The 24,315-nt window shown below is 48.0% G+C and carries 26 protein-coding genes; 6 read left to right on the forward strand and 20 right to left on the reverse strand.

From position 1 onward, the window contains the following. Positions 1-4 precede the first annotated feature (4 nt). From traW to ACF8OF_RS00400, 16 genes are all read right to left on the reverse strand, one after another. Positions 5-634 carry a type-F conjugative transfer system protein TraW gene (gene traW / locus ACF8OF_RS00325; protein ID WP_392495341.1) on the reverse strand — a complete coding sequence of 210 codons (630 nt, stop codon included), beginning with the start codon at positions 632-634 and terminating at the stop codon, positions 5-7. Beyond that, positions 631-1,074: a type-F conjugative transfer system protein TrbI gene (trbI, locus tag ACF8OF_RS00330; RefSeq protein WP_392495342.1), complete on the reverse strand. Its 444-nt coding sequence runs from the start codon at positions 1,072-1,074 to the stop codon at positions 631-633. Before trbI ends, traW begins: the two co-directional genes overlap by 4 nt. Next, on the reverse strand, positions 1,050-3,740 hold the full coding sequence (gene traC, locus ACF8OF_RS00335; RefSeq protein WP_392495343.1) for a type IV secretion system protein TraC: 2,691 nt from the start codon (positions 3,738-3,740) through the stop codon (positions 1,050-1,052). Before traC ends, trbI begins: the two co-directional genes overlap by 25 nt. Further along, complete coding sequence (traV, locus tag ACF8OF_RS00340) at positions 3,740-4,261, reverse strand: type IV conjugative transfer system lipoprotein TraV (protein ID WP_392495344.1); 522 nt, start codon at positions 4,259-4,261, stop codon at positions 3,740-3,742. Before traV ends, traC begins: the two co-directional genes overlap by 1 nt. A 4-nt stretch (positions 4,262-4,265) precedes the next feature. After that, on the reverse strand, positions 4,266-4,526 hold the full coding sequence (locus tag ACF8OF_RS00345) for a hypothetical protein (protein ID WP_392495345.1): 261 nt from the start codon (positions 4,524-4,526) through the stop codon (positions 4,266-4,268). A gap of 195 nt (positions 4,527-4,721) precedes the next feature. Continuing rightward, complete coding sequence (locus ACF8OF_RS00350; protein ID WP_392495346.1) at positions 4,722-4,889, reverse strand: hypothetical protein; 168 nt, start codon at positions 4,887-4,889, stop codon at positions 4,722-4,724. Between the two features lie 193 nt (positions 4,890-5,082). Next, positions 5,083-5,514: a hypothetical protein gene (locus tag ACF8OF_RS00355; protein WP_392495347.1), complete on the reverse strand. Its 432-nt coding sequence runs from the start codon at positions 5,512-5,514 to the stop codon at positions 5,083-5,085. An 85-nt stretch (positions 5,515-5,599) separates the two neighbouring features. Continuing rightward, entirely contained in the window at positions 5,600-5,767 is a 168-nt protein-coding gene (locus tag ACF8OF_RS00360) for a hypothetical protein (RefSeq protein WP_392495348.1), read from the reverse strand. Positions 5,768-5,774: 7 nt separating this feature from the next. Continuing rightward, positions 5,775-7,157 (reverse strand): TrbI/VirB10 family protein, encoded by a 1,383-nt coding sequence (locus tag ACF8OF_RS00365; protein WP_392495349.1) that lies wholly within the window; start codon positions 7,155-7,157, stop codon positions 5,775-5,777. Between the two features lies 1 nt (position 7,158). Next, on the reverse strand, positions 7,159-7,932 hold the full coding sequence (locus ACF8OF_RS00370; protein ID WP_392495350.1) for a type-F conjugative transfer system secretin TraK: 774 nt from the start codon (positions 7,930-7,932) through the stop codon (positions 7,159-7,161). Beyond that, positions 7,913-8,485 carry a type IV conjugative transfer system protein TraE gene (gene traE / locus ACF8OF_RS00375; RefSeq protein ID WP_392495351.1) on the reverse strand — a complete coding sequence of 191 codons (573 nt, stop codon included), beginning with the start codon at positions 8,483-8,485 and terminating at the stop codon, positions 7,913-7,915. Before traE ends, ACF8OF_RS00370 begins: the two co-directional genes overlap by 20 nt. 10 nt (positions 8,486-8,495) lie before the next feature. Continuing rightward, complete coding sequence (gene traL, locus ACF8OF_RS00380; RefSeq protein WP_317420353.1) at positions 8,496-8,801, reverse strand: type IV conjugative transfer system protein TraL; 306 nt, start codon at positions 8,799-8,801, stop codon at positions 8,496-8,498. Positions 8,802-8,829: 28 nt separating this feature from the next. Beyond that, positions 8,830-9,207 (reverse strand): type IV conjugative transfer system pilin TraA, encoded by a 378-nt coding sequence (locus ACF8OF_RS00385; RefSeq protein WP_045138922.1) that lies wholly within the window; start codon positions 9,205-9,207, stop codon positions 8,830-8,832. A 250-nt stretch (positions 9,208-9,457) separates the two neighbouring features. Further along, the gene (locus ACF8OF_RS00390; RefSeq protein WP_214183244.1) at positions 9,458-9,649 is read right to left on the reverse strand and encodes a TraY domain-containing protein; all 192 of its coding nucleotides are present in this window, start codon (positions 9,647-9,649) and stop codon (positions 9,458-9,460) included. Positions 9,650-9,738: 89 nt separating this feature from the next. Further along, entirely contained in the window at positions 9,739-10,404 is a 666-nt protein-coding gene (locus ACF8OF_RS00395; RefSeq protein WP_392495352.1) for a helix-turn-helix transcriptional regulator, read from the reverse strand. A gap of 202 nt (positions 10,405-10,606) precedes the next feature. Further along, entirely contained in the window at positions 10,607-10,990 is a 384-nt protein-coding gene (locus ACF8OF_RS00400) for a relaxosome protein TraM (RefSeq protein ID WP_392495353.1), read from the reverse strand. 469 nt (positions 10,991-11,459) lie between these two features. On the opposite strand from ACF8OF_RS00400, the gene ACF8OF_RS00405 reads away from it, so the two are divergent. After that, entirely contained in the window at positions 11,460-11,909 is a 450-nt protein-coding gene (locus tag ACF8OF_RS00405; RefSeq protein ID WP_392495354.1) for a transglycosylase SLT domain-containing protein, read from the forward strand. 231 nt (positions 11,910-12,140) lie between these two features. Here the strand turns inward: ACF8OF_RS00405 and ACF8OF_RS00410 are convergent, their stop codons facing one another. From ACF8OF_RS00410 to parM, 3 genes are all read right to left on the reverse strand, one after another. After that, the gene (locus ACF8OF_RS00410) at positions 12,141-13,085 is read right to left on the reverse strand and encodes an ArdC family protein (protein WP_392495355.1); all 945 of its coding nucleotides are present in this window, start codon (positions 13,083-13,085) and stop codon (positions 12,141-12,143) included. Between the two features lie 445 nt (positions 13,086-13,530). After that, a complete protein-coding gene (locus ACF8OF_RS00415; RefSeq protein WP_369445191.1) occupies positions 13,531-13,926 on the reverse strand; it encodes a plasmid partitioning/stability family protein in 396 nt (131 codons plus the stop codon). Between the two features lie 4 nt (positions 13,927-13,930). Beyond that, positions 13,931-14,902, reverse strand: coding sequence for a plasmid segregation protein ParM domain-containing protein (parM, locus tag ACF8OF_RS00420; protein ID WP_392495356.1), 972 nt, complete (start codon positions 14,900-14,902; stop codon positions 13,931-13,933). 327 nt (positions 14,903-15,229) lie between these two features. Between parM and ACF8OF_RS00425 the strand changes: the two genes are divergently transcribed. From ACF8OF_RS00425 to ACF8OF_RS00435, 3 genes are all read left to right on the forward strand, one after another. After that, the gene (locus ACF8OF_RS00425) at positions 15,230-15,865 is read left to right on the forward strand and encodes an AAA family ATPase (protein ID WP_392495357.1); all 636 of its coding nucleotides are present in this window, start codon (positions 15,230-15,232) and stop codon (positions 15,863-15,865) included. Further along, positions 15,865-16,158, forward strand: coding sequence for a CopG family transcriptional regulator (locus ACF8OF_RS00430; protein ID WP_392495358.1), 294 nt, complete (start codon positions 15,865-15,867; stop codon positions 16,156-16,158). Before ACF8OF_RS00425 ends, ACF8OF_RS00430 begins: the two co-directional genes overlap by 1 nt. A 421-nt stretch (positions 16,159-16,579) precedes the next feature. Further along, the gene (locus tag ACF8OF_RS00435; RefSeq protein ID WP_392495359.1) at positions 16,580-17,278 is read left to right on the forward strand and encodes a recombinase family protein; all 699 of its coding nucleotides are present in this window, start codon (positions 16,580-16,582) and stop codon (positions 17,276-17,278) included. A gap of 111 nt (positions 17,279-17,389) precedes the next feature. Here the strand turns inward: ACF8OF_RS00435 and ACF8OF_RS00440 are convergent, their stop codons facing one another. Continuing rightward, the gene (locus ACF8OF_RS00440; RefSeq protein ID WP_392495388.1) at positions 17,390-18,049 is read right to left on the reverse strand and encodes an OmpA family lipoprotein; all 660 of its coding nucleotides are present in this window, start codon (positions 18,047-18,049) and stop codon (positions 17,390-17,392) included. Positions 18,050-18,744: 695 nt separating this feature from the next. On the opposite strand from ACF8OF_RS00440, the gene ACF8OF_RS00445 reads away from it, so the two are divergent. Next, positions 18,745-19,218: a hypothetical protein gene (locus tag ACF8OF_RS00445; RefSeq protein WP_392495360.1), complete on the forward strand. Its 474-nt coding sequence runs from the start codon at positions 18,745-18,747 to the stop codon at positions 19,216-19,218. Between the two features lie 173 nt (positions 19,219-19,391). Further along, the gene (locus ACF8OF_RS00450) at positions 19,392-24,314 is read left to right on the forward strand and encodes an Ig-like domain-containing protein (protein WP_392495361.1); all 4,923 of its coding nucleotides are present in this window, start codon (positions 19,392-19,394) and stop codon (positions 24,312-24,314) included. Position 24,315: the final 1 nt, after the last annotated feature.

The following is a 24,315-nucleotide window of genomic DNA, read 5'->3' on the forward strand; positions in this document are numbered from 1 at the left end:
GTTTTCACGGCTGTCCCTCCGTCATGGCGGCAGACACAATCCGCAGCCGGTTACCTTCCTGCGTGACCACCGCCGGGATATAGCGGATCCCCAGCTGTGACGTCAGCGCCCCGTCCTGATCAAAGTAAATCCGTGTATTTAAGGTCTGCGTGGCCTCACGGATATTGCCCCGGGTCAGGATCACCTTGTAACGGACGGTGGCCGGTGTCTGTGCGTTCATCCAGGCCACCTGACGCGGGTCATCGGCATCGAGAAAATAGAGGGTCTGCGCAAACGCGATACTCTCCAGCGGATTCACCTGCTGCCCCTTACGGGCGAACACCCGGCCTTTGTCGTCAGCGAGATCCTGTCTGACCGTAAAGGTCGGGTCATACCAGACAGTGTGCGGTTCGGTATCCGTTTCCAGCCCTTCCACCGGTGCCGGGCGCAGCGTGTTCTCAGTCACGCGGTTTTTAAAGTCCTCCTGCCGCTGTGCCAGCTCACCGGTCTGCTCCATCGTTTTCAGCCGGGTCTCAATCAGAGATAACAGACTCTGCTCCGCGACCGGCCAGACATCCCCGCGCACACCGAGATCTTTTGCGGACACCCAGACCGGCAGCAGACATAACACCATCACAGGTAAACGCAGCATCATTCCCCCCCGTTCATTTTTTCCGCTATCGCCGCCTGAATATCCGCCGTGATATCGTGTGCGCCGGTGACCACAGCCGGTGTGACCAGAATGACCGCGTGATGAGACCGGCTGTATTCCTGCAGGCTGTCATTCATCGCTTCCTGAAAACGGCGGCTGGTCTGTGCGATCTGTTCTTCCGTCAGCGGATGCGCCGCGCTGATTTGCTGAGCCAGCTGGTCACGGAACTGATCCACTGTACGGGTCAGATCAAACGAGACGGTGACCGGAGCCAGCCAGCGGTGAACCAGTACCGATATCCCGGCACTGACGGCCACCGAGACGGCCAGAAAAAAACAGACGGCACGGATACAGTCATGACGGCGGCGGCTGCGCCGGGACGGTTTTACATGATCATTCACAACCGGGGTATTTGCTGTTAATGCCGGGTTTGTGGCTGCCATCGGGATAACGCCTCCATTTCACGGGGAAAATTACGCTGCGCCAGCTGATACAGGGTTTCGTTGATCGTCATCCCCTGTTTCCGGGCATGTTCACGGAACTCAAAGTCCTCACCGTTGGTTGAGAACATGACGCGGCTGAGGGGGTCAAGCAGCAGCCGGTGATAGGAGACCTGACCGGAGATGCGCAGCATAAAGGCACTGAAATGCGCATCACGGGCAGCAGGAAATCCCTCTATCACAGCACGCTCACTGACAGAGAACTGATCGGGGTTGTACTGGTTGTATTTGCGGAACGCTTCGGGGTTCTGTTTAAGGATGATTTTAAAGGAGGAGTTAGACCAGGCGGCACGGGCGGCCAGACTGGCCTGCTCCCCGTCAAAGTCCTCGATCCCCTGGGAAATAGTGATATACGCACCGCCGTGTTTGCGGGCGGTGCGGTAACCGTTCTCAATGAAGTCACCGACAAACGTATTTGTGCTTTTGAGCAGCCGCCAGCCCTCATCAATCGTGGCGATTTTTAATTCACTGCGCGGGGACAGGTACATCTGCTGCTCAATGTAAATCATCATGGAAAACATGATGGCGGCCAGCAGATCCGGTTTGTTTTTGAGTTTCCCCATCTCCAGCACGGAAAAACGGACATCATCTTTCAGGGCAGGCTCCGGATTGTTGAAATACTCCCCGTATATGCCCTCCGTGGTGTATTTTTTCAGGGAAACAATAATTTCCTGCATGCGGAAACGGATGGTATCGGCATCCGCAAAGATGCCCTTATCGATCTGCTCCTGCAGATGCAGGGACACATCATCAATCAGTGCCGAGCGGCCTTTGACTTCCCACACCTCCTGTACGGCATTGAGCAGGATGGATTTTGAGGTGTCATCCATGCCTCCGGCGGGATTGGCCAGCACCAGCAGCAGATCACGGATACTTTCCGCCGATTCCTTAATGTCGGTGATCCCAGCGAACGGGTTGAATTTCAGGGTGGTGGCATCGACATACACACCGCCGACCGCCTCACACAGTCCCTTGTAAGAATCGCCGAGATCAAGCACCCAGCCACGTCCGCCGCCGTCCAGCACCTGGCGGATCATCGCCTGGATCAGAAACGATTTGCCGCCGCCGGATGTCCCGCAGACCGCCATATTGTAGTTGTCGTTGCCGAGACCCGAGGCCGTGTCAAAGATATTCAGAAAAGACAACTGATTACGGTAAGACGGTATCGGCAGCCCCCGTGGCGAGATACGGTTATCGGCCACAACCGGCAGCAGGTTGGCGACATTAAAGGCTTCCGCCCGGAACGTGGCCCCTGCGCGGCGCATATCTGACCACAGTCCCTCCTGCATCTTGAACGGGAACAGCGCCAGATAATTGCGCAGCTGCATAAAGGTCGGGGAACTGACCGTCAGCCCGTTGCCGGTGAAGGTGTTCATCAGCGCCATTTCCGCCATCAGCGCCTTGTCATCATCATCCTCGCAGAACAGCGTGATACCGAAACTGTACCGCGCCAGGGCGGACTGGTTTTTACTGAGCCGGGTGCGCAGCTCCCCCCACTCATCCCGTGCCTGTTTCACCCCGGGGATCCAGCTGGCGTATTTAGAGTTGGCACGGCTGTCATTGGTCATGAATTTGCGGTTAGCCTCATTCTGCGAGGCCACCAGGTCTTCCACCTCCGTGGTCAGCGTGATCGCAAACGGACAGGGGACAGTGGACGCCGGGTCTAACAGATTGCTGAGGTTATCCCCGCCCTGCCACAGGGCAAAGCGGACCGGGTTTTTCTCAAGGGCATAATTCAGTATCCTGGTGCGGCTTTTCGTGCCGCCGGGCACCGACAGGGTCTGGTGCAGCGCATCCGGCTTCACGGTCAGGGTCAGGGAGCGGTCAGCGGTCTGAAAATTCAGCTCCTCATACGGATCGAGTTCGTCATCCGGCGGCAGGATCTGGTCATGCCGGAAGTTAATCAGCTCACGGACCAGGCGGATAAGTCCCTTATCGTCCATCCGCTCTGAGGAAATACCCGCGCCGGACAGGGACTGCTGAATGATACTGAGGGTTTTGTTGACCGACTGAAAGGCCAGGGCATCCGGCTTTTTGCACGGTTCGGCGTAGCTGACAAACAGACGGTAATTGCGCAGAGTCAGCGGGTAGTCTTTGCCGTTCGGGAAGTTGTTTAATGCCCCGTTCTCGTAATAGGCCCGGGTGACAGCATTAAACTTATCCGCCATATCCCCTTTCCACTGCATGTCCTGCAGCCCGTATGCCAGTGTGTCACTGACACATTTACTGCCGAGCAGCAGAAAGGTCAGGGGAACTTTGCGGGGCAGCTTGTTACGCAGGAAGTAGTCCAGCGCATCCACAATCTTGTCGTTGGCGCCAATCAGCGGGGTGCATTCCAGCACGAACCCGAGCGTGGTGTCATTGAGGAACAGCCCGGAATCCGGATCATACAGCCGGTACGGGAGTTCCCGGCTGAACGAAGGATAATCCATGTTCTCTTCCGCCTCATCTGCCTTGCGTTTACCGTCCGGTTTACGCCAGTCGGTAAAGAGTTTGTTCAGGGTATTTTCGTGCAGGCCGGAGACCGGTTCATCCGCCTCCGCCTGTGGTTTACCGGACACCCGGAACAGGTTTTTCAGGATGTCTTTCACGGATATCTGTTCGCTCATCACTGATACTCCGCCCACTGACCGCGTTTCACGACAAAGGAGACGACAGACGGCTGATAAAAGTTGTCATGTTCATCAATCCATCCGGCAATCCAGACGCGGGCGGTCGGCGCGGGCTGATACACCGCCTGTGTGATGCCGGTGTCATTCAGGGCAGAGACCGCACCGGCGCGGTTCACCGTGACGGAAGTGCGGCCGGTAACCGGCTGCGGGGAGACGGCCGTGCCGGATTTTACCGTCTGTGCCGTGGTCATCACCGGTGCCGGACGCGGCGTCAGGGTGCCTGCCGGTGAGCCGGTTTCCGTGTTACGCACCTGCGCGGGCAGGCGGACAGCCTCCGGCTGTGCCGGAACGGACTTTTTTGCCCCCGGCGCAGACAGGGACTGACTCTGCGCTTTTTTGTTCGCCTCCTCCATCGTCATGCAGGAATCCTGCGCGGTGGTATTACAATCAAAACTGCTTTTCATTCCGGCACAGCCGGAGAGCAGGCACATACTGAATAAAAGATATAAATGTTTCATAAGATTATTTCTCCGGCGGTATTCCGTAAGGGTATTTAAGGTTAAGCGCATCAATAAACTGACTGACCGGCATACTGAGCCGCAATGTTTCCCCCGTAATAAGCTCCACGACAGTTTCATCTTTTGTCAGTGTGCTGTTTCGGGCGGTAATAATTAATGAGGTCTGAATAAGAAATGTATTTTTTCCGTTATCCGTGACTGACCGTAAATCATACGGGCTGCACGGGGAAAGTTGATTTTGTTTTACATTAATATCTTTTGCCATACGAATATTCTCTATGGTATTTGAATTGACTCATCTGTAAAATGAAGGGAATATTAACTAAAAATAACAAGTTATTTTATTTAACTATGTAAATAATCAGTTGCGGGAAATAAACGATATGAAAACTATTTTGTCACACGGTTGATGCAGTAAATACGAATACCTCCATTAATGCCCGAAGAAGCAAGAAGGACGTCAGTCCTGCCTGCACTCTGCTCCCTGGCTGTCGCAGATAACCTTTTTATATCTGTCCTCATCAACCTGCAGGATGGTTTCGTTACACTTAATAATATTAACTTCACCGTCAACATTCCCGCCGGATAACACCAGAGGTTTACACTCTTCGCTGTAATACTTACCCATACTCTCCTGATACGGATTTCTTTTGTCGTTTATTGCGTCAGTAATAAACACGCCGGCAATAACCAGAATACCGGCTGCAATGATACAGATGCTGATTATTTTTACGGTTCTGTGTTCACAATGATAATATCGCCACACACCGGTAAGAATAAAAATAAATCCGACAGCCAACCCTGTTATTATCATATTTACCTCAGAATACAGTTAATGCCCTGTAAAAATCATAATAAATCATTGCAATTCCGGATATCAGCACCACAACTGCCACAAAAATAAAACCTTTATAAGGCCTTTTTCTGATATATCTGAGGTTAGTTGCCATTAATATAAACATACTAAATGAAATCAGCAGCAGAAACATACCGGCTGTCACGGTGAAACTGATATCCCTGATATCAGGGAAAAAACCGTCACACCCGAAATTTGGCTGCATCCGGACCAGTTCGCCGGTACTGAGATTCACACCAATCTCCGGAGGACACGGTTCAGTCTCAACATGACCCTGACCTGTCATCTTCGCCCACAGGCTGAGACCGTCACGCTGATAAAATGCCTGATTAATGAAGGCGGCACCGGATATCAGCAGGGCAACAAAGAGAAAGACCATGCCGGTGACCCGGCTCATCCGGATAACACCGAATTTAACCGTTTTGCATACAAACACAAACACAAACAATGCACTGTAAAGCAGAACAATACCTGAAGGCTCCTTAACCTGCCTGAATATCAGACCGGATATAATTACCTGCAAGCATCGCAAGTCCGCCGACCAATAAAGCAAACATCACTACCTCAGCCGGGACGCCGGGAACATACAGTGATATCAGGAAGAAAATAAGCCCGGTTAAGCACGGCACAAAGGTGATCACATTCATCATTGTCCCCTTACTGCGGATAACCGGACGGCTGCGAATACCCGTAAGCGGGTGCCGGTGCCGGATTTGAAGGTACGGGTGAACCAAGGTTCAGCTCACGCAGAGTTTCTTTTGAAACCGAGATCCCCTGCTGTACCGCCTCTTTCACCGGGGTTTTTGCCGCTTTCTTTTTCTTCACATCGGCAAATTCCAGCTGAAAACCTTCCTGAAACACCACGGTCACATCCACACCGGCACCGATGGGAATAACCGGATGGTACTGCTCTGCCCGTTTGATGAAATAATCGGACAGGGTTTTACCGACCTGAGAGGTTCCGGAGCCTAACCCGGCCCGGGCAACATCCCCGAACGACGTGGTGTCCGCCGCCCCGATACCGACCGTGGTCTGACCCACTTTGCCGATACCGCCGCCGATAGCGTCAATCGCACCGCCCGCAAACGCATACCCGATCATTTCCCCGTTGCGGATCACCGGCTCCCCTTTGATACCGTTTTTCCCCATAAAGGAAATGTGCCCCTTAAACTTCATATCCACGGTATGACCAAACAGTTTGCAGGACAGCCGGTCGGTTCTCACCAGCGCCCGTTCACTGGAGATATCCCCGTACACCCCTGCGGTCACCATGCAGCCGCGCAGATCGTATTCCTCATTGTTCGCCATCAGTACCGGCCCGGTGAGACGAAACTGCATCGGGGACGGATTGCTGTTGCCGGTGACAGAGGCATTGGCATCCGCTCCCTCAATAATGACGGCCTGCGCAAAACTGCCGGACGGGATATACGGTAATTCAGGGACAGCGGCTTCCGGCTCCTTATCCTCCTCATACTCAATCGTCACCGAGGACAGACCGCGCCCCAGATCCGGATTTACGACAAGCTGACTCTGCGGGGCGGCATACCCCTGTCCGCCCGGATAAAAGGCGGTCGGCGGCGGGATCACCGGCTGACCGGCACCCACATTGGGTGATGGTATAGTGCCTGCCGCAAAGCCGTTACCGCCGGGATCCGCAGACGGAAATGCCCGTTCACTCTGCAGCTCTGTCAGCTGCTCCTGCAGTACGGACAAATCCTTTTCCTGCTGCTCGATTTTGTCGCGGTAGGCTTTGTTGGTCTGCTCCAGTTTGTCGATACGGCCGGAAAACGCCCGGATTTTCTTGTCCGCCTCAGACGCGGTTTCCTGCAGATTTGCCACGGCGGCACCCTCCAGTTTTTTGTCAAATGAGGAGGAGACCACGCCGGTCATGTTCGGTGCCGGTTTCGGGGCTGCTTTTGCCGCCGGTTTCACCGGCTGACCGAGATACCAGGCCACGCCGCCGATAACACCCAGTCCGCAGAGTACCGCTATCAGCACCACCACCTGTTTGCGGCGGGTTTTCACATTAATATTCGCCATCTCAGTTATCCTCCCTGCTGACCGTCAGCCAGACCTGTGCGGTGGCCCCGGGTTTCAGCGTGACCGCAAACGGATGGATCATCACCGCCCGCACCCCGTCCGCCCGGAACAGTCTTTCCGGTATACCGGTTTCTGCCGCTCCCGTATTGCGCAGTGTGATCTGATAGATACGCAGCTGACCGCCGTTCCACATGTTCTCTGCCTGTACGGTCAGCGGGAACGGCAGGGACAGCGGCGGCAGGGGGGTCACCGGCGCACGGACAAAGCCGTCCGGCAGCTGATCGTTAAGCACCCCTTTCTGTAAGGCAATCAGTGTGTCCGGGTACGCCTGTGACCGCTCCCAGCGCTCTGCCGGTTTGCTGACCGCCGGACGGTCTGAGATAAACTGCAGCACCCGGCCGTCCCGCTTCTGCGGCACCGCCACCACGGAGACGGTCAGTCCGCCTGCGGTGCGCAGATAAAAGGTGAACGGAGCAGTCTGTGCCGTCATCAGCACCACGCCGCCGTTGGCCATCCCGGTGCGCCCGGTCTGACCGTCATTCAGGAACATCCCGGATGCACTGTCCACCGCGACAATCCGGTCACCCGGCACTATCAGCATATTGGGCTGGGTATTGCTGAACGCCACTTTTACCTGGCTGTCGGCGGTCACCGGAATACGCACAGGGGGCTGTGCCAACGGTTTACTGAATACCGGTGCAGACAACAGCAGACCGGCACAGAGCAGCAGGCCGGGAGCCGTACTGACCGGCGGGCTATTTTTTCTTTTTCTCATCAGTCATTTCCTTAAAATCACGGAGGGTGGTCAGCCCCCGGTCGTATTTCAGCGCCAGCCGGAGCCGTTTTTCCTCCGGCAGGGACTTCCGGTTGCCTATCCAGGTCTGCAGCGTGCCGGTGATATCCGCAATACCCTGGTCGGGATAGACATCAAGGCTGCTGATATAAAACGCCGAGGTCACGTTGTTGTCGGTGATGATCCGCGCTTCGTCGGCCAGCGCCTCCTGCATCTCCGTGCGGCTGTCTTTGTCCACGAACCGCAGCACCGCTTTGTGGTTGGCACGCACCGTTTCCGGTGACACGTTGTAACGCAGGAAAGTCAGGGACTGTGCCGTCTGTTCGAGATAATTGGCATCCGCATGGGTGCGGCTTAAGGTGAACGGCGTGTCAAAAAACATCGGGATATAGGTTTCCTGGCGGGAATTTATCAGGGTGTCTATCCGCATCCAGGCCAGCAGGTTACCGGCAAGGCTGGTTATCAGCAGAAAAACGAGGGTAATGAAGACCAGGGAGATAAAACGGTTAGCCGATTTGGCTGCGCTCAGTTTCATTGCGGAACTCCTATCTCAGCCAGAGCCTGAACGCGGACTCCGGGATCACTTTATACAGACCTCTGAAACAATACGCGGGCAGATACCAGTAGCAGGCATTGAGCAGCCAGGTGGTTCCCCGCCCCTTCTTGAAATACCTCAGTCCGAACCAGAGCAGAGCGCCGATCACCAGCCCGGCAAGATGCTGACCGTCCAGAAATCCCCATCCCATCGGGATGCCGATAACGGCGGTTTCATCCAACGGCAGTCCTATCGGACGGCTCTGCTCCGTGAGAGTCTGAGGAAAACTGAAACGTTTAATACGCTCCTCTTCCATCAAACTGTTCCTTATACGTCAGACTGCCTCAGCCGCCGGAGCGGGAGGAAATAATAGAGAAGATGATTTTGGTGACCACAATAAAGACCGGGATCAGCAGGAAGGTGGCCGGGTTGTGGTTACGCAGGTAAAGAATGAAGACCAGGATAACTTCGGCCAGCATGAAGTAATACATCATGGTGGAGTCTTCACCGAAGGTGTCCGCCGCATCCTCTTTACCGGCGGCGGTCAGGTCTTCCGCGTGTGCCACACCCCGGGCAGCCAGCCAGAGCGCCAGCGGTACCGCAACGCCCTTAAACAGCGCTTTGGCCGTCCGGCTGTTGACCGCCGCCAGCGCACGGGCAAACAGACCTTTTTTTGCCGCCGGTTGCGCGGCGTTATTATTCATGACAGACATTTCACTCATGGTAAGTTCCTTTTGAGTACACTGAAAAAATGATGACACAATAATGATTAACGTCATCGTTTGGGCAATATTACCCGCCATATTTCCTGTATTTTGAGTAAACAGAAATAGGGCGTGTAATACTGCCGGCATTAAGGTATAGCTACCGCACGGATTTGCCCTGCCCTGTTTTCAGGCAAAGCGCTACCGTTGCTGTGAAATACAACAAAATACAAATATGACGGGATTGTTATTAATGCTTAATTATATTTTAATATTTCGTCAGTAACTGCTGATAATGTCCCTCAATATGATCTACAGACCGGAGACTTTCAGATAACCGGATAATTGCCTCAATAGCCTTTGTGCGTTTTGACTGTCTGGCGGATTCAGTCAGTAAGCGGTTGGTTTCGGCAGAAATCGAAATACTGATCGTGACCGGACGGTATTCTTTCTGTTTCATAACAGCCTCATGGAAAAATAAAATTTAGCTTAAGGCGGTTAACTGACTCCGTCAATTCCCCTATTCGGGGCTGTTTTTTTATACAGTATTTAATTGTCAAATATAAAAACAGGAATCCACAAATCCCACCCGAGATACTTTGCTACTTCAATAAACAGTCCACGATGAAATATTGCAATCTTTGTTGCACCGAGAATTCTTTCTATTCTTTTTTTTATTGTATCTGGTTTTAATTTTAAATAAGTCGCAATTTCATTGTTTGTGAAATTTTGAATTACAAGCCAGGCTATAATCCATTCTTTTCTTGTAAAAATATCTAACGGATTGAATGTTGACAACCTCTGAATTTGAAATTCAAAATCCAATTCATTACCAAACGAATCCATTTTATTAAATAAATCATTATTTAAAAAACAATGATAAAAATCATTTCGCAAAATTTTAAAATAGACATAAAGAAAACAATATTTATTATGATAAGTAACGGGTATCTTAAATAGTTGATAGGGTGATATAATGGAGAATTTTTTATCTTCAATAAAGACAACGGATTCTAAGGGGAAAGTACTGAGAAGATAGTTTTTCTCAGGTTTGACTATTATTTTTTTCAGGTCAGTCATCGTGTTACTTAACAAAAAAACATCATCTGAACTGCAAACCATCCAATATGACGATTTTTTGATGATTTCTTTGAGTGAAGACACAAAAAAATCTTGAGATCTGAAGGATAGATCAATAGCATGTTCAACAGACATGTAACTGTCTCCTAAATCGGGAGTTATATGTTCAGCTCAGTAGGAAAGGAGCTAACTTTCTTACTGAGCGATTTCTTAAATTGTAAATTACATAAAATATAACACACACCAAAGTCAAATAACAATAAATTTAATTGCCATACATCACAAAATAATGATTTGACCTGATCATCTATTTTTTATAAATAGCATATTATGTATTTCATTTATCAGGAAACATTTCACCCAGCAGGTGTTGTGTTCTGCTTTTAAATCCTTCTACATATTCTCGATAGTTATATCGGCTATCACCGGATATTTCAGTCAGATGAAACATCATCTTAAACATAACCTGAATACACTGCCGGGATTTTGATAAATCTTCAAGAACCTGACGTTTATATCGTTCCTCAAAAGTTAATCCGTCATCCCCTTCTTTTTCTTTTCCGAGATTTTCAACAACCCTTAAGCCTATTTCCAGAAGTTCAGAACCCACACTGGATATATTAGCCTCACTGGCAGAGGCTCCTTCATTACGGCGCTTATCGACAAGACCACGGATACCGTCCAGTGTTTTTTGTTTCATGTATATATGTTGACGAGGCATGATGTTATTTCCCTTAGTATTTTTAGCCGCCCTTTGTGGGCTTTGATGTAAAAAACCAAAGACCACAAAAAGCCCACTCAAGAAAGCTGTTAAAATGGATACTTTAAATTCAGTATATTACAAAGCCCATAATCAGCCCACTTGTTTTTAAGAAAAATTATATATGATTGTAATTAAATGAAAAACCCACATAAAAAGTCTGATTAGCCCATAAACAGGGTCTTATCAGAACACATAAATGGGCTTTGATTTTGAAAAATACGAAAAAAAACACAAAATAAAAAAACTAACCACATGATTTAAATATAAATTCATGCAAATTTTAAATTTGCGTAGGGTGTGGGAATCTATTTTCAGAGAAGACTATTTTGTATCTTGTGCCTTGCGTGTATTAAAAAATAAAAACCCGCTTCCGTTTTTTGGTAAAAAATGCTGTAATCCATGAAAGTTAGTCACTGTCGGGGATATTATGAAAACACTTTTCACATTATTTTCTGCATTGATGTTTCCTGCCCTGTCAGTTGCACAGGATTGCTATGATCTTGCCGGTCGTGATTATGGTATTGACCCGGATTTATTAAGGGCGATTTCATTCAGAGAATCATCATTTCGTACTGATGCCCTTAACCGTGTGTCTGATGAAAAATATGCCGTTGGCCTGATGCAGATTCATTCTCAGAATTTTAATGAACTCCGAAAATACGGCATACAGGAAACGATGCTGAAACATGACCCCTGTATGAATATTTATACCGGCGCTTATTACCTGGCTAAATTCATTCATCTTGAAAAAGACATCTGGCGGGGCGTGGGTGCTTACAATGCAGGCAGGAAAAAATCACCGGAGCAGGAGATTAAAAGACAGCGTTACGCTAATGAAATTTATGTCATCTACAGAAACATAAAAAATAGTCATTGATATATTGACAGTAAGCCACGGCATTACTATTCTGATGCTGATAAAATTTACGCTGATGGTTTTATCAGGTCGGGGGAGTTTTCAGCCCCCAACCATTTAAAGATAAAAATTATGATTACTTTTGATGGTTTTTGATTTTTTTCAATGACTTCATCTTTTTTATATCCTTCCTTAGCCACCGGTGCAATATGCAGTTGCAACGGCGGCATAGTCAGATATTACAGATTTTAATTAACACGTTGTCAGATACCGGTGTGCTTTTGATGCTGCGCTCGCGGCTTTAAATATAAACCGCTTATCATCATTCAGCGCTTTCAGCCATGAGGATATATAGTTTTCATGCTGCACATCCCCGGTTATACCCAAATCCGCCATTAAAAAAGCACAGCCTAATTCTGCTATTAACTCTTCAAATGCATATTTGTCGGAACCGTATTTACCGCCTTTCTCTCTGTTTAACCGGGATTTAGCCCCTGTCCAGTGAACTAATTCATGAAGCTGTGTCGCATAAAAATCAGCAGCATTATTAAACCGGTATCTTTCCGGTAAATATATTTCATCGGTAGACGGCCGGTAAAACGCCTGTATGCCTTTCTCTGTAATTTTGGCACCACTGCGGGCGGTCAGTGCCTCTGCTTTTTCTATGGGATCAAATGACGCCACCGGTAATACAGCATATTCAACCGCTAAATTATCAATCTGCTGCACATTAAAAACGGTAAATGTTTTCAGCATCGGGATATGTTCAGTCTCCCCGGCCTCGTTTTCTTTTTCCAGCATTTTGTAATAAATAATGGTGGTGCCGTGCTCGCCTTTACGAACCTGACCGCCCTGCTCTGCAGCCTGTTTATAAGTCAGCCACCGGGGATCGGTATAACCCTGCTCCGCTGCACTGCTCCACAGCAGCATAATATTAATCCCGCTGTACGCTGTGCCGTTTGAAAAATTGGCCGGTAATCCGGAAGCAGCTCCGTTACCTGTCCACGGACAGACCCAGGGTTTTACGCCCGCCTCAAGCGCTTTGATAATATTGTCTGTCACCATCTGATACATATCCGGTTTTGCTTTGCGCTTTGTACATTTCGTTTTTGAGGAGCCTGACTGCTCCGGCGGGGATACGCTGGTCGCCGTTGCAGGGTTAGGGACAGTAGTTTGGGTGAGCTGATTCATAGTCATAACATTTTCTCCGTCAGTGTGAATTTCGTCTTCGTATCGCCTGACGGTTCGTCATCCCTGTTCTGTTTCGCAGTACAAGGGCGCGCAGCGTTTATATACCCTTGTAGTGCGGAACGGAACAGGGAACGATTACCGGAAGCTGATACGGAGGAGAAATGAAATACAGGAGAGAATGACGGCCGGGTCACCCGGACGTACTGACCCTTACACTGCGGGGGCGAAATGCTTTTCACCCGGCAGTTTGGGTGTTTGATCATTATTTTTAAGTAGTACTAAATAACGAGGGAAAAGCCCCCTGCAAAGGGCTGCCGGCCGGTTTAACACGACTCATCCGGAGAACGTTGGAATGTGTTTTTACTTCAGTTCAGAAGTCACCGCCCGGCCACGGCACCTACTGAGAAAGACAACAGACGGTTATAAAACAGCCTGTTCGCTTTGGCCGATGTTAAAGCAATCCGGCTAATTTTCTTTTTGCCTGCTTCAGTGCCTCTTTTTTGCTTTCATCCTGTTCCGGCTCTTTTACTTTCAGTGGTGCAGGTGTTATTGCACCTCCCAGATTTTCCAGGACTGATTTAATATCCGCTTTTGACGGCTGCCAGCCCGTTAGTAAGGCAATTAATTCAACCAGTTTATCGGCCGTCAGCTCTCCGGCCGATAACTCCGCAACCATGACCGGCAACCGTCTGTCCAGACGGTGTAATGCCAGCCCCGCCATGAATACGTTCCGGAAAAGCTCACCCCGGTTATTTTTCGGTACGGCATCAATGGCCTCCAGTGCCCGGGTGTCCGCGTCATTGTCCGGATGAAGATAGAGTGTGAATTTCTTCCGGTCGGTACTCATTGCATTATTCCTCTTTGAATTTCGCGATTGATTTCACAAGCGCCATCTGCGGTGTATCCATCACATGTATCTTATGGCTGATATTATGCCATGCCTGTTTTACAGCCGGTTCAATTAATGATGCGCCACCGCCGACCAGATATACCCGGTTCACATTCCGAAACCCGGCAAGATCATCAACAACTTCAGCCCCCAGTTTTTCAATTGCGGAGTTAATGGTACTCAGGACCAGCGGGATTTTACTTTCATCATTAACAACCTGACGGATAAACGCATCATCTTCACGCCGCTTTATCAGTTCATCAGCGACAAACGCGCTGGTGTCACTGGAAGCCATCTTCAGCGCGGTGAGAGCAGCCTGAGTGACCATAGATACACCGATAGCAGAATTTCCGTAAATAGCACTGACATCATCAAACTGGCCCACAATAACACCAACGTCCAGCGTGGTACCGCCCAGGTCAATGACCAGTGATTTTTCCAGCGCCCCCACTTCATCCTCAACCAGCTGAGAGAACACGGCGGGCAGCGATTCCGGCATCACTTCCACGCCGGTGATCACAAAACCCTCATGTTTATTTAGTCTGACCGGCCGCATCAGATTATCCGTCTTACGCTGAATGGCCAGCTCATTTTTTTGGCAGTCCGGTGTATAAAACTCACTGATTGGCAAAGTTACTGTTAATGATACTTCCTGTGGTGGTATACCACTCTTCAGCAATGCATGATGGACAGCGAGAACATTCACATCAGAATACTGATACTCAATATGAGTGGTTTTAATGGCTTCATTGCTTACCTCATCAAAGGTGAATTTCTGACCTTCCAGTTCATAATTGTAAGTCCGATTACTGCCCAGCCCCTCAACCTTCCAGCCTTTTCTGAAAGAATTCGTTGATAATGAAGTGTTTATGTTTCCTTTTTCAAACCAGGCCAGTTTTACGTTGGTTGAACCATCATCACAAAAAATCTTCATATCCCCTCATTACTCAAATTGAGTTCTATTAAATGTTTTCATCTTTTAGATACTCACAATGAGTATCCATCGCCAATGAGTATGAAATATGAAATAACAAGTAATTCTTCATATATATGAAGTATTAAATCATAAGTATCTTTTCATACATATGAAGTATTAAATCACACATAATACTTCATGTGTAATGATTCATAACTTACACTTTCTGACTACCTTTGATGCTCAATTCATACCGCTCTGATGAAATTTTTTCTTAATAGCCAATCTTGAATTGTTCATTTATAATACTTCACACTTCATACTTCATACGTTAGGAGAGAACTAATGATAACAGTTGTTGGGGGCAATAAAGGTGGATCAGGCAAGACAACAACCGCCGTAAACATAGCCGTGGAATTGGCTCAACAAGGGCAGGATGTATGTTTACTTAACGCGGATATACAAAGAAGTGCCGCTAAATGGCACGCAGAACGGGAGGCATCCGGAATACAGCCGAGAATTACATTAATAGAAAAGTTCGACAACTTAACGCAAACACTCCGGGCGTTAGAAGAAAAGTATGCTCATATTATCGTTGATGTCGCTGGCCGTAATTCCCGTGAATTTATTACGAGCGGGGTAGTGGCACACCAGATTATTGCTCCTTTACAGTGTTCACAACCAGATCTGGATACATTGGAAGAACTGCAACAACAGATAGAAGCTATGCGAGATCTTAATCCTGAACTTAAAGTATTTTGCCTACAAAGCATGGCATCAACTAATCCTATTTTACGCGGTAACGAGCGTAACGAATTCTTGGAATATTTAAGTGAATTCCCTACCATACAGACTTTAGAGTCAGTTATTTGTTTTAGAAAGGTTTACAGGGATTGCATGAGTAATGGGACCGGAGTAGTTGAAACAAATAACCAAACAGCAAAAGATGAAATTATTCAGCTGATGAAAGAGGTATTCTGATGGTAAAAAGACCAAGCCAGCAAGCCATTAACAGAACAGCTGTCACCAGTGAACAAGCCGATGAGCTTGCCAGAAAGTTAGCCGATAAACCTTATGGTTCCGAAGAACGACAGATTATTAATGAAGAAGCAGAAAAACAAAAAAGAACGACAATATCTATTAATGAGTCACTTCTATTGAAAATCGAAGATCTGGCTTTAAAAAATAAACGCGAAGGAAAATCTCACAAAAGTGTCAGTGCCATAGCAAGAGAAGCCTTTGAACTATATTTAGAAAAGTACACGGAAAAATAGCACTGTAATGGTGCTATTTTTTAGCTGACCTGAATTTATAACCTTCAACACAATACATTCTTAATATTCTCTCACTTGATACCAGTAATAATCATCTTTCAGACAGAAAAAGATCCCACTTCCTCAACACATAATTTCATAAGTAAATTATTTAGTTGGATATTTTAAACAACAAAATTATTTCAATAAGTTATATTTTAATTAGTTGATTGTTTATCTTGATATTTTCAATAGATCATCTATTTGATGATGATATAGTTTCTTTTGTAAATTATTTAGTTGGGTAATTTTAGCAAAAGAAGCTATTGCATAAGGGTATACCCTGACGCGATATGCGAAAAATGACATCCTCCAACCAATGCTATAATCTATATGCAACACATTAAACGCAATAACCTAAATGCAATAACGTGGTGATATTATGTTCATTCGGGCTTATTTGAGAGCATCAACGGAAGATCAATTTGCAGACCGGGCAAAAGAGATGCTGGAGCAGTTCGCTGGGGAAAGGGGATATAAAATAGCAAGCTATTACCGGGAGAATATCAGCGGAACAAAAATTGAGCGTCCTGAGTTGGGGCGTTTACTGATGGACAGTCACCGTAGTGATATTCTTTTGGTCGAGCAGATAGATCGCCTGACACGGTTGAGCAACAGTGACTGGATAACGCTGAAAAAACAGATCGAACAACATGAGCTGCGGATAGTCAGTTTAGATATCCCCACATCCTGGCAGGCACTTACGGATAAAGATCCCTCACGGAACGACCCTGTTACCCAGGCCGTGATTACTGCAATTAACAATATGCTCATCGACCTGATGGCAGCTATGTCTCATAAAGACTGGCTCAGTCGCCGGATGAGACAAAAACAGGGAATTGAGCGGGCACATAAACTCGGTAAATATCGGGGGCGACAGGCAGATCAGGAACGGCATAAAAAAGTACTGTACTACCGTCACGTAAAAAAGCTCAGCATCCGGGAAACGGCGGATGCAACAGGATACAGTCCCTCACAAATCTGCCGTATCCAGGCTCTGTACAAAAAAGAAGGGAATACTGACATTCCGTTATACGACAATTTTTTGTCCGTATCCCCTTATCTGAAAAATGAAATTTAAATAACCGCAGGAATACAGTGGTACAATTGAACAGAAGTGCTTACATTTGTAATCAGCACTCCTTTAACTGATGCCAACGAAAACAACCTGTGATGCCTGGTTAATAGCACGTTAAAGCGGATTTAATATAATTTCCACACGGCGGTTTTGAGCTTTACCTTCAGTAGTGCTGTTACTGGCTATTGGATTTACAGCTCCCATACCACGGGTTCGCAAACGGCCACCGACTACTCCCTGCGCGATGAGTGAGCTGGCTACTGAGTCAGCACGCTGCTGAGATAAAACCTTATTCAACTCTTCACTGCCGGAACTATCGGTATAACCAACTACGTTTACAGCAGTCTTGGGATACTCATTAAGCACCATTGCTACTCCGGTCAGTGTATTGACACCCGCTGGCTTAAGCTTTGCGCTGCTGCTGTCAAAAGTGATATTATTGGGCATATTGAGCATGATTGTATCGCCTGTTCGTACCACACTGACTCCGGTCCCTTTCATTTTCTCGCGTAGTTTGGCCTCTTGCACATCCATATAGTAGCCTATTCCTCCTCCGACGGCAGCGCCAGAAACAGCACCAATCAAAGCCCCTTTCTTCCTGTCCTTTTTCGAGGAAGACAGCACTCCGATACCTGCTCCGACAAGAGACCCCGATGCGGCACCAACTGTGGATTTACTGACTTCACGCTCACCGGTATACGGGTTAGTCGTGCAACCAGAGAGTGCTAATGCTCCGCTCACCAGAGCGGCTGTCATGACCACACGTTTTGTCATTTTAGTTCCTTGAATTCTTTGTTCCGGGGAAGATTTTTTACTAAAAACCATACATTTCACTAACCTTGGCAATGCGGCGATATATTAGTTTTGTTTATCAGGAATGTATAGTGTTTTAAATTATTTTTTAACATTTTTATCTGTTATCGTGGTGATAATTTCCCGGATATCAAGAAAGATTATGAGACGGCAGCCTGCCGAATTAATCGTCATCGCACCTGTTACTACCGAAAAAGATAATTGAAAGGGGTGTTGCGTTGACGGATTGAATCGATAGCCCTCACAAACCGATCGTTATTATCGATCGATAATGCAAAAATGATTTACCGAATCTATTGATGCGTGTTATGATTACATAATGCAACTATGGTGTTTACGTAAAATTGCTTTTTGTGTTACCAATGAAACAATTGTTACACAAAATATTAATATGTTTTTCTTGAACCTACTGCATCATTACATTACAAGGATACAAACAACCCGAGTATTAATTCTTTTCCAGGTAGATACTTAATCAAATAATAGCTCACTCCTTTTGGAGTGCGGTTTTTTATTTTTATAATATCAGACCGTATAAGTTTGATTTACCTAAATAGTTCTATCTTATTTTAAACAAGATAAATTCCATCACTTAAATGTTTTACAGGTGAAATATACTCACTGTATTTATTTTTCATAAACAGGAATGAATGAAAATGATGATTAACAGAAAAGCTCTCGTTGTCGCCGGTCTTTCACTGGTTATTTCAGCCTGCTCAACGTCACCGGTAAAGAAAAATACGGCAGTAGCTAAAAAACCGCCGGAAAAACAGCAAACCCGTTCTGCCACACCGAATGTCACCGGTAATAATGCGGCGCAGGCATATGTGGGAAGTAAACAAATGGCATCACAGGGGATTGTTATTGCTTCCACTAGGAATGCTTGCGTGGACGGATTTAATTTCCTTAAAGGTGTAAACCAGGCTGAATTTAATGACTTCTCGTCAAGCTACGGACGTATTAATCAGAATTATACCTTCTTAAACGTCAATAAAGAAATTATGGATAAAGACTCCCGTGAAGTGTTATCCATGACGCTGAACAAAAAACTGGACACCTTATGTACCAAAGTTCAGTACGCCGGTTTCATTGGTGTGAAGGATAAAATCAAAGCACTTTCTGATATTTAATGTTTCTGAATTTTTAATCTTACTCCGGGGATGTATTCATGCCTGTTATTTCTAATTACTCAAAAACAAAGAGGGTAACGGCCTGTCTGTTACTCTTTTTACAGTTATTTTTTCCGGTGTCGACGGCAACATTATCGGTTGCCTACGCGGCAGAGCAAAATGATGCATTAATAATGTCAGAAACGTTTGACGGACTTAATGCCCTGATGGATACATCCCCCGAACCACCTCTGCTGCCTCAAAGTAAAAGAACAGCGTCCGGCAGTACGCTGAGCGGTGAGGGATTTACCGTTGAAATGCCATCCGGCAGTGAATACGGCGTGATGCCGGCCGCTTCAGACAGCGGTTTTATCTCCGGGCAGAACGGTATGCCGTTTCCGATGAGTGTCCGCACGCTGCCGGACCCGGCGAATCCGGCACCGCGCGATAATACCGTGCGGACCGATGACATCTTCAGTGCGTTGCCGACCCTCGGTCTGCCGGATACGTCTCCGGAAGATAAAACGGTACAGAATGAAGCCCGCCTGGCGGGTTATGCCTCACAGACAGGGCAGATCCTTTCCGCAGATGATGCGATGAATGCGTCTCTCGGCTATGTACGCGGGATAGGTGAAAACCTGCTCAATCAGCAGGTAAACGACTGGCTGAACCAGGTGGGTCATGCCCGCATTCAGTTCGGCAGTAATAAAACCGGTGACGCCGATATCCTGGTGCCGTTAATCGATAACCCGAACAGCCTGTTCTTTTCTCAGGTCGGCCTTCGCGCCAACGACGATCGTACCACCACCAACCTCGGTCTGGGCTATCGTCAGTATGAAGACGGCTGGATGTGGGGTGTGAACAGCTTTTATGACTACGATATCACCGGCAGCAACTCGCGGGTCGGTATCGGCGGTGAATTATGGGCCAACTACCTGAAATTTGCGGCCAACGGCTACTTCAGGGTAACCGACTGGCACCAGTCAAAACTGCATGAAATGCGCGATTACGACGAACGCCCGGCGAACGGATTTGATATCCGCGCAGAAGGCTATCTGCCTGATTATCCGCAGTTAGGTGCATTTGCAAAATATGAACAGTACTTCGGCGACGGCATCAGCCTGGCCGCCACCACCTCTTCCGGTGAACTGAAAAGTAACCCGTCGGTCTCCACCCTCGGGCTCAGTTACACCCCGTTCCCGCTGATCACCTTTAAAGGTCAGACATCCCGCGGTGATTCCGGCGACAGCCAGGTCGGTATGGCGCTTTCCTACCGTTTCGGCGTGCCGTTATCACAACAGCTGGATACCGGTAATGTTGCCCTGATGCGTAATCTTGCGGGTAACCGTTACGACTTCGTCGACAGAAACTACAACATTGTGATGCAGTACCGTAAGCAGGATCTGCTGCAGATCGCCCTGCCGCAGACACTGCGCGGAGAAGCTGCACAAACACAGCCGGTGACGGTCAGTGTCCTGAAAGCCAAATACGGCCTGAAATCCCTGCGCTGGTCAGCGCCTGAACTGCTGGCAAACGGCGGTGAGATCAAGCAGACCGGGCTGACCACGGCGGACATTACTCTGCCGGCCTATATTTTTGCCAGCCGCAGCGGCGAACCTCAGGGCTACCGTGTGACCGCTGTGGGTGAGGATAACGAAGGCAACCCGTCCAACACTGCAGAAATGTGGGTGAATGTGATCCCGTCGGTGGAAACGGTCACTCAGCTGGCGGTAACACCGAACCAGTCACTGGTGGCGAATAACCGTGATCAGTTCACAGCAGCGGCGCTGTTACAGAATGATAAGGGCGAAGTGCTGCCGGACAAAGCCGTCACGTTCAGTGTATCCGGCCTGAAAAATCCGGAAGGCGTGACCATTTATGATGCGGATGGTAACCACGGTCAGGCACTGACTGTGATCTCAGGGCCTGACGGCACGGCAACCGTGAAAATCATCAGTAAATCTGCCGGTAAAGCATCAGTGCAGGCAAAGATGAATAACGGCAACAGCCGTGCGGAATCGATTATCTATATTGCGGATCTCAGTACCGCAAAAATCAACACCCTGGAGTTAACTAATAACAAAGCGGTGGCAGATGGTCAGGCGAAAAATATCGCCGTGGCAACAGTGACTGACCAGTTTGATAACCGAGTAGAAAATTTCCCGTTAACGGCCAGCGCGGATAACGGCGCAACAGTTATTGAGCCGGACCAGCAGACTGACGATAACGGCCAGATCACGGTCCGGTTCAGCAGTGAGACCGCCGGGGATTCCAGACTGGTGGTGGAAGGAACGGGTACCTCGAAGAGTGTGACCGCACAGTTCGTCGCGGATATGAGTACCGCGCAAATTCAGAGTGTAACCACTGAAAATGACGGCGCGGTGGCAAACGGGCAGGCGAAGAACAGTGCGCTGGTGACGGTGACAGATAACCGGAACAACCCGCTGGCGGGTGCACCGGTCACTATCAGTGTACCGGGTACCGCCCGTTACCAGACTCAGCCGGTAAGCGGAATAACGGATAATCAGGGTCGTCTGCGTGTTGATATCACCAACACCAAAGCCGGTTCTGAGGATTACACCTTCAGCATTAATGACAGCAGTGTCACCAGACAGCTGGTGTTTAAGCCGGATGAATCCACCGCCACCATGACAGACTCTCAGCTGAAAATCGTGACTGACAGACAGAAAGCAGACGGCACATCGGTAAACCGTGTGCAGGCGACTGTCCTGGATGCTTATGGTAACCGTATCCAGGGCTATACCGTACAGTTCGTGACGGATAACAATGCTCTGCCGTCGGAGTCTCAGCTGACGACAGACAACAACGGTGAAGCCGTCTTTGAGCTGACGAATACCAGGGCAGGTAAAACGAAGGTCACCGCCGAGGTTAACGGTAATACAGCATCAGCAAATGTGACATTTATTGCTGACAGTACAACAGCACAAATTCTTCCATCAAATTTGATTATTACAGCAGATAATAGTATTGCTGATGGTATATCTGTAAACAGTGTCAATGCGATTGTAACCGATGAATATAACAACGTTGTCCCGTATACAGACGTTATTTTCACTACTGACAATGGTGCTACGCCGGATTTGCAATCACTGACAACGAACGAGCTGGGTGAGGTCACTTTCAATATGACAAGCACGCATGCCGGACAGGTGACTGTTAAAGCTGAAATTAATAGCAGTAATCCGTCAGTCATTGTTACCTTTAAGGCTGACAGTGCGAATCCTGACGCTCAGAAATCTTCACTGACAGCTGAGCCTGAGACCATCACGGCAGATGGAAAGATGGCATCAACCCTACATTTCACCTTAAAAGACAGTCAGGGCAACCTGATCCCTGATCAGACTGTACGCTTCGAAAGCTCCCTAGCCGGTACAACCGCAAGTAATACTACCGAAAACCCTGACGGTAGTTATACGGCGAACCTGCAAGGTACGAAAGCCGGTGATGCTGAAATCAGCATTATGCTGAACGGCAGTCCTTTTGACGTCGCACCAGTGACCGTGAAGCTGACAGCGGACAACAATAATCTGGATAAAGATAAATCAGTACTGACAGCGACACCCCTGAGTATCGTGGCAAACAACACGGAAACCTCTGTCCTGACACTGACGCTGAAAGATGAGAACGATAACCCTGTTTCCGGAGAGAGGATTGAGTTTACGACGGAACTGGCAGAGCCAGTATTCAGTGCTGTAACCGATAATGATGACGGTACTTATACCGCAACGCTGAAAGGGACAACGGCCGGTACAGCAACGATCAAAGTGAAGGTAAACGGTACTGAACTGACGGGTATTACCGCTGATGTAACACTGATTGGTGATAAAAATAATCCGGATGCGACTAAATCAGTACTTACTGCACTACCTGATACTATTGTGGCTAATGGTACCGCTGAATCGGAACTGAAACTGGTTCTGCGGGATATCAACGGTAACCTGATCACCGGCCAGGAAGTCAGTTTCGAATCAACACTGGAAAATACCACGGTCGGCAGTACATCTGAAAATACCGGCGGGACGTATACCGCCAGCCTGACAGGGACGACGTCCGGTAAGACGACGATCAGTGTGACGGTCAACAGTGCTGCACTTGCAGTCACTGCGGCAGAGGTCACGCTGACGGCAGATAAGGATCATCCGGACAGCGGTAAGTCAGAGCTGACGACGGAACCGGATACGATTGTGGCAAATGACGCGGATGAATCAGTACTGAAGCTGACTCTGAAAGATGCCAACGGTAACCTGATCTCCGGACAGACGGTTGTGCTCAAAACAACGCTGGAAAATACGGTGATTACCATGACGCCGGGAGATCAGAACGGTGTTTATACCGGGACCCTGAAAGGCACAAAAGCCGGAACGGCGACGGTCACTGTGACGGTTAACGGAATGGAACTGGCGGGGCTGACCAAAGATGTCACACTGACCGGAGATAAGAACAATCCGGACAGCGGAAAATCAGAACTGGTGGTAACACCGGAGACGATTACAGCCAATGACACAGAAACGTCAGCACTGAAACTGGTTCTTCGCGATGTTAACAATAACCTGATCACAGGACAGACTGTTGAATTCACTACAGAATTAACCAATACCACTATTACCGGTAAACCGGAATCCCCGCAGGGTACGTACAATGCTGTGCTGAAAGGAAAAACAGCCGGTAATGCGGAGATCAAAGTGAAAGTGAATGGTGCAGATTTCGGCATTACATCAAAAACGGTGAAACTGGTTGCGGATAAGAGTACGGCAAAAATGATTATCACGAATTTAAATCATGATAAACATGCTGTTGCCGATACGGTATCGGTCAATAATTTAGAGATAAAAATTGTTGATGAAAATGATAACCCGATTAGTGGCGTGAACATCAAAGTCACCGAAAAAACGCAGCCTGCAATGGTGATGATAGACAATGCGGAAGGTGTTACCGGTGCGGACGGGGTATTTAAACCGGGCGTCAGAAGTAAAATTCAGAATGTCAGTTTATCTGTATCGGCAAAAGATACAGACGGAGTCAACATTAATGAAGATTATGCACTGATATTTGACCTGGTGAAATTCACTCTGAAGTCAGCCATCGTAACCAATTAAT

The organism is Morganella sp. TYF_1 (genome assembly GCF_043105645.1).
In the GTDB taxonomy this organism is placed as follows: domain Bacteria; phylum Pseudomonadota; class Gammaproteobacteria; order Enterobacterales; family Enterobacteriaceae; genus Morganella; species Morganella morganii_B.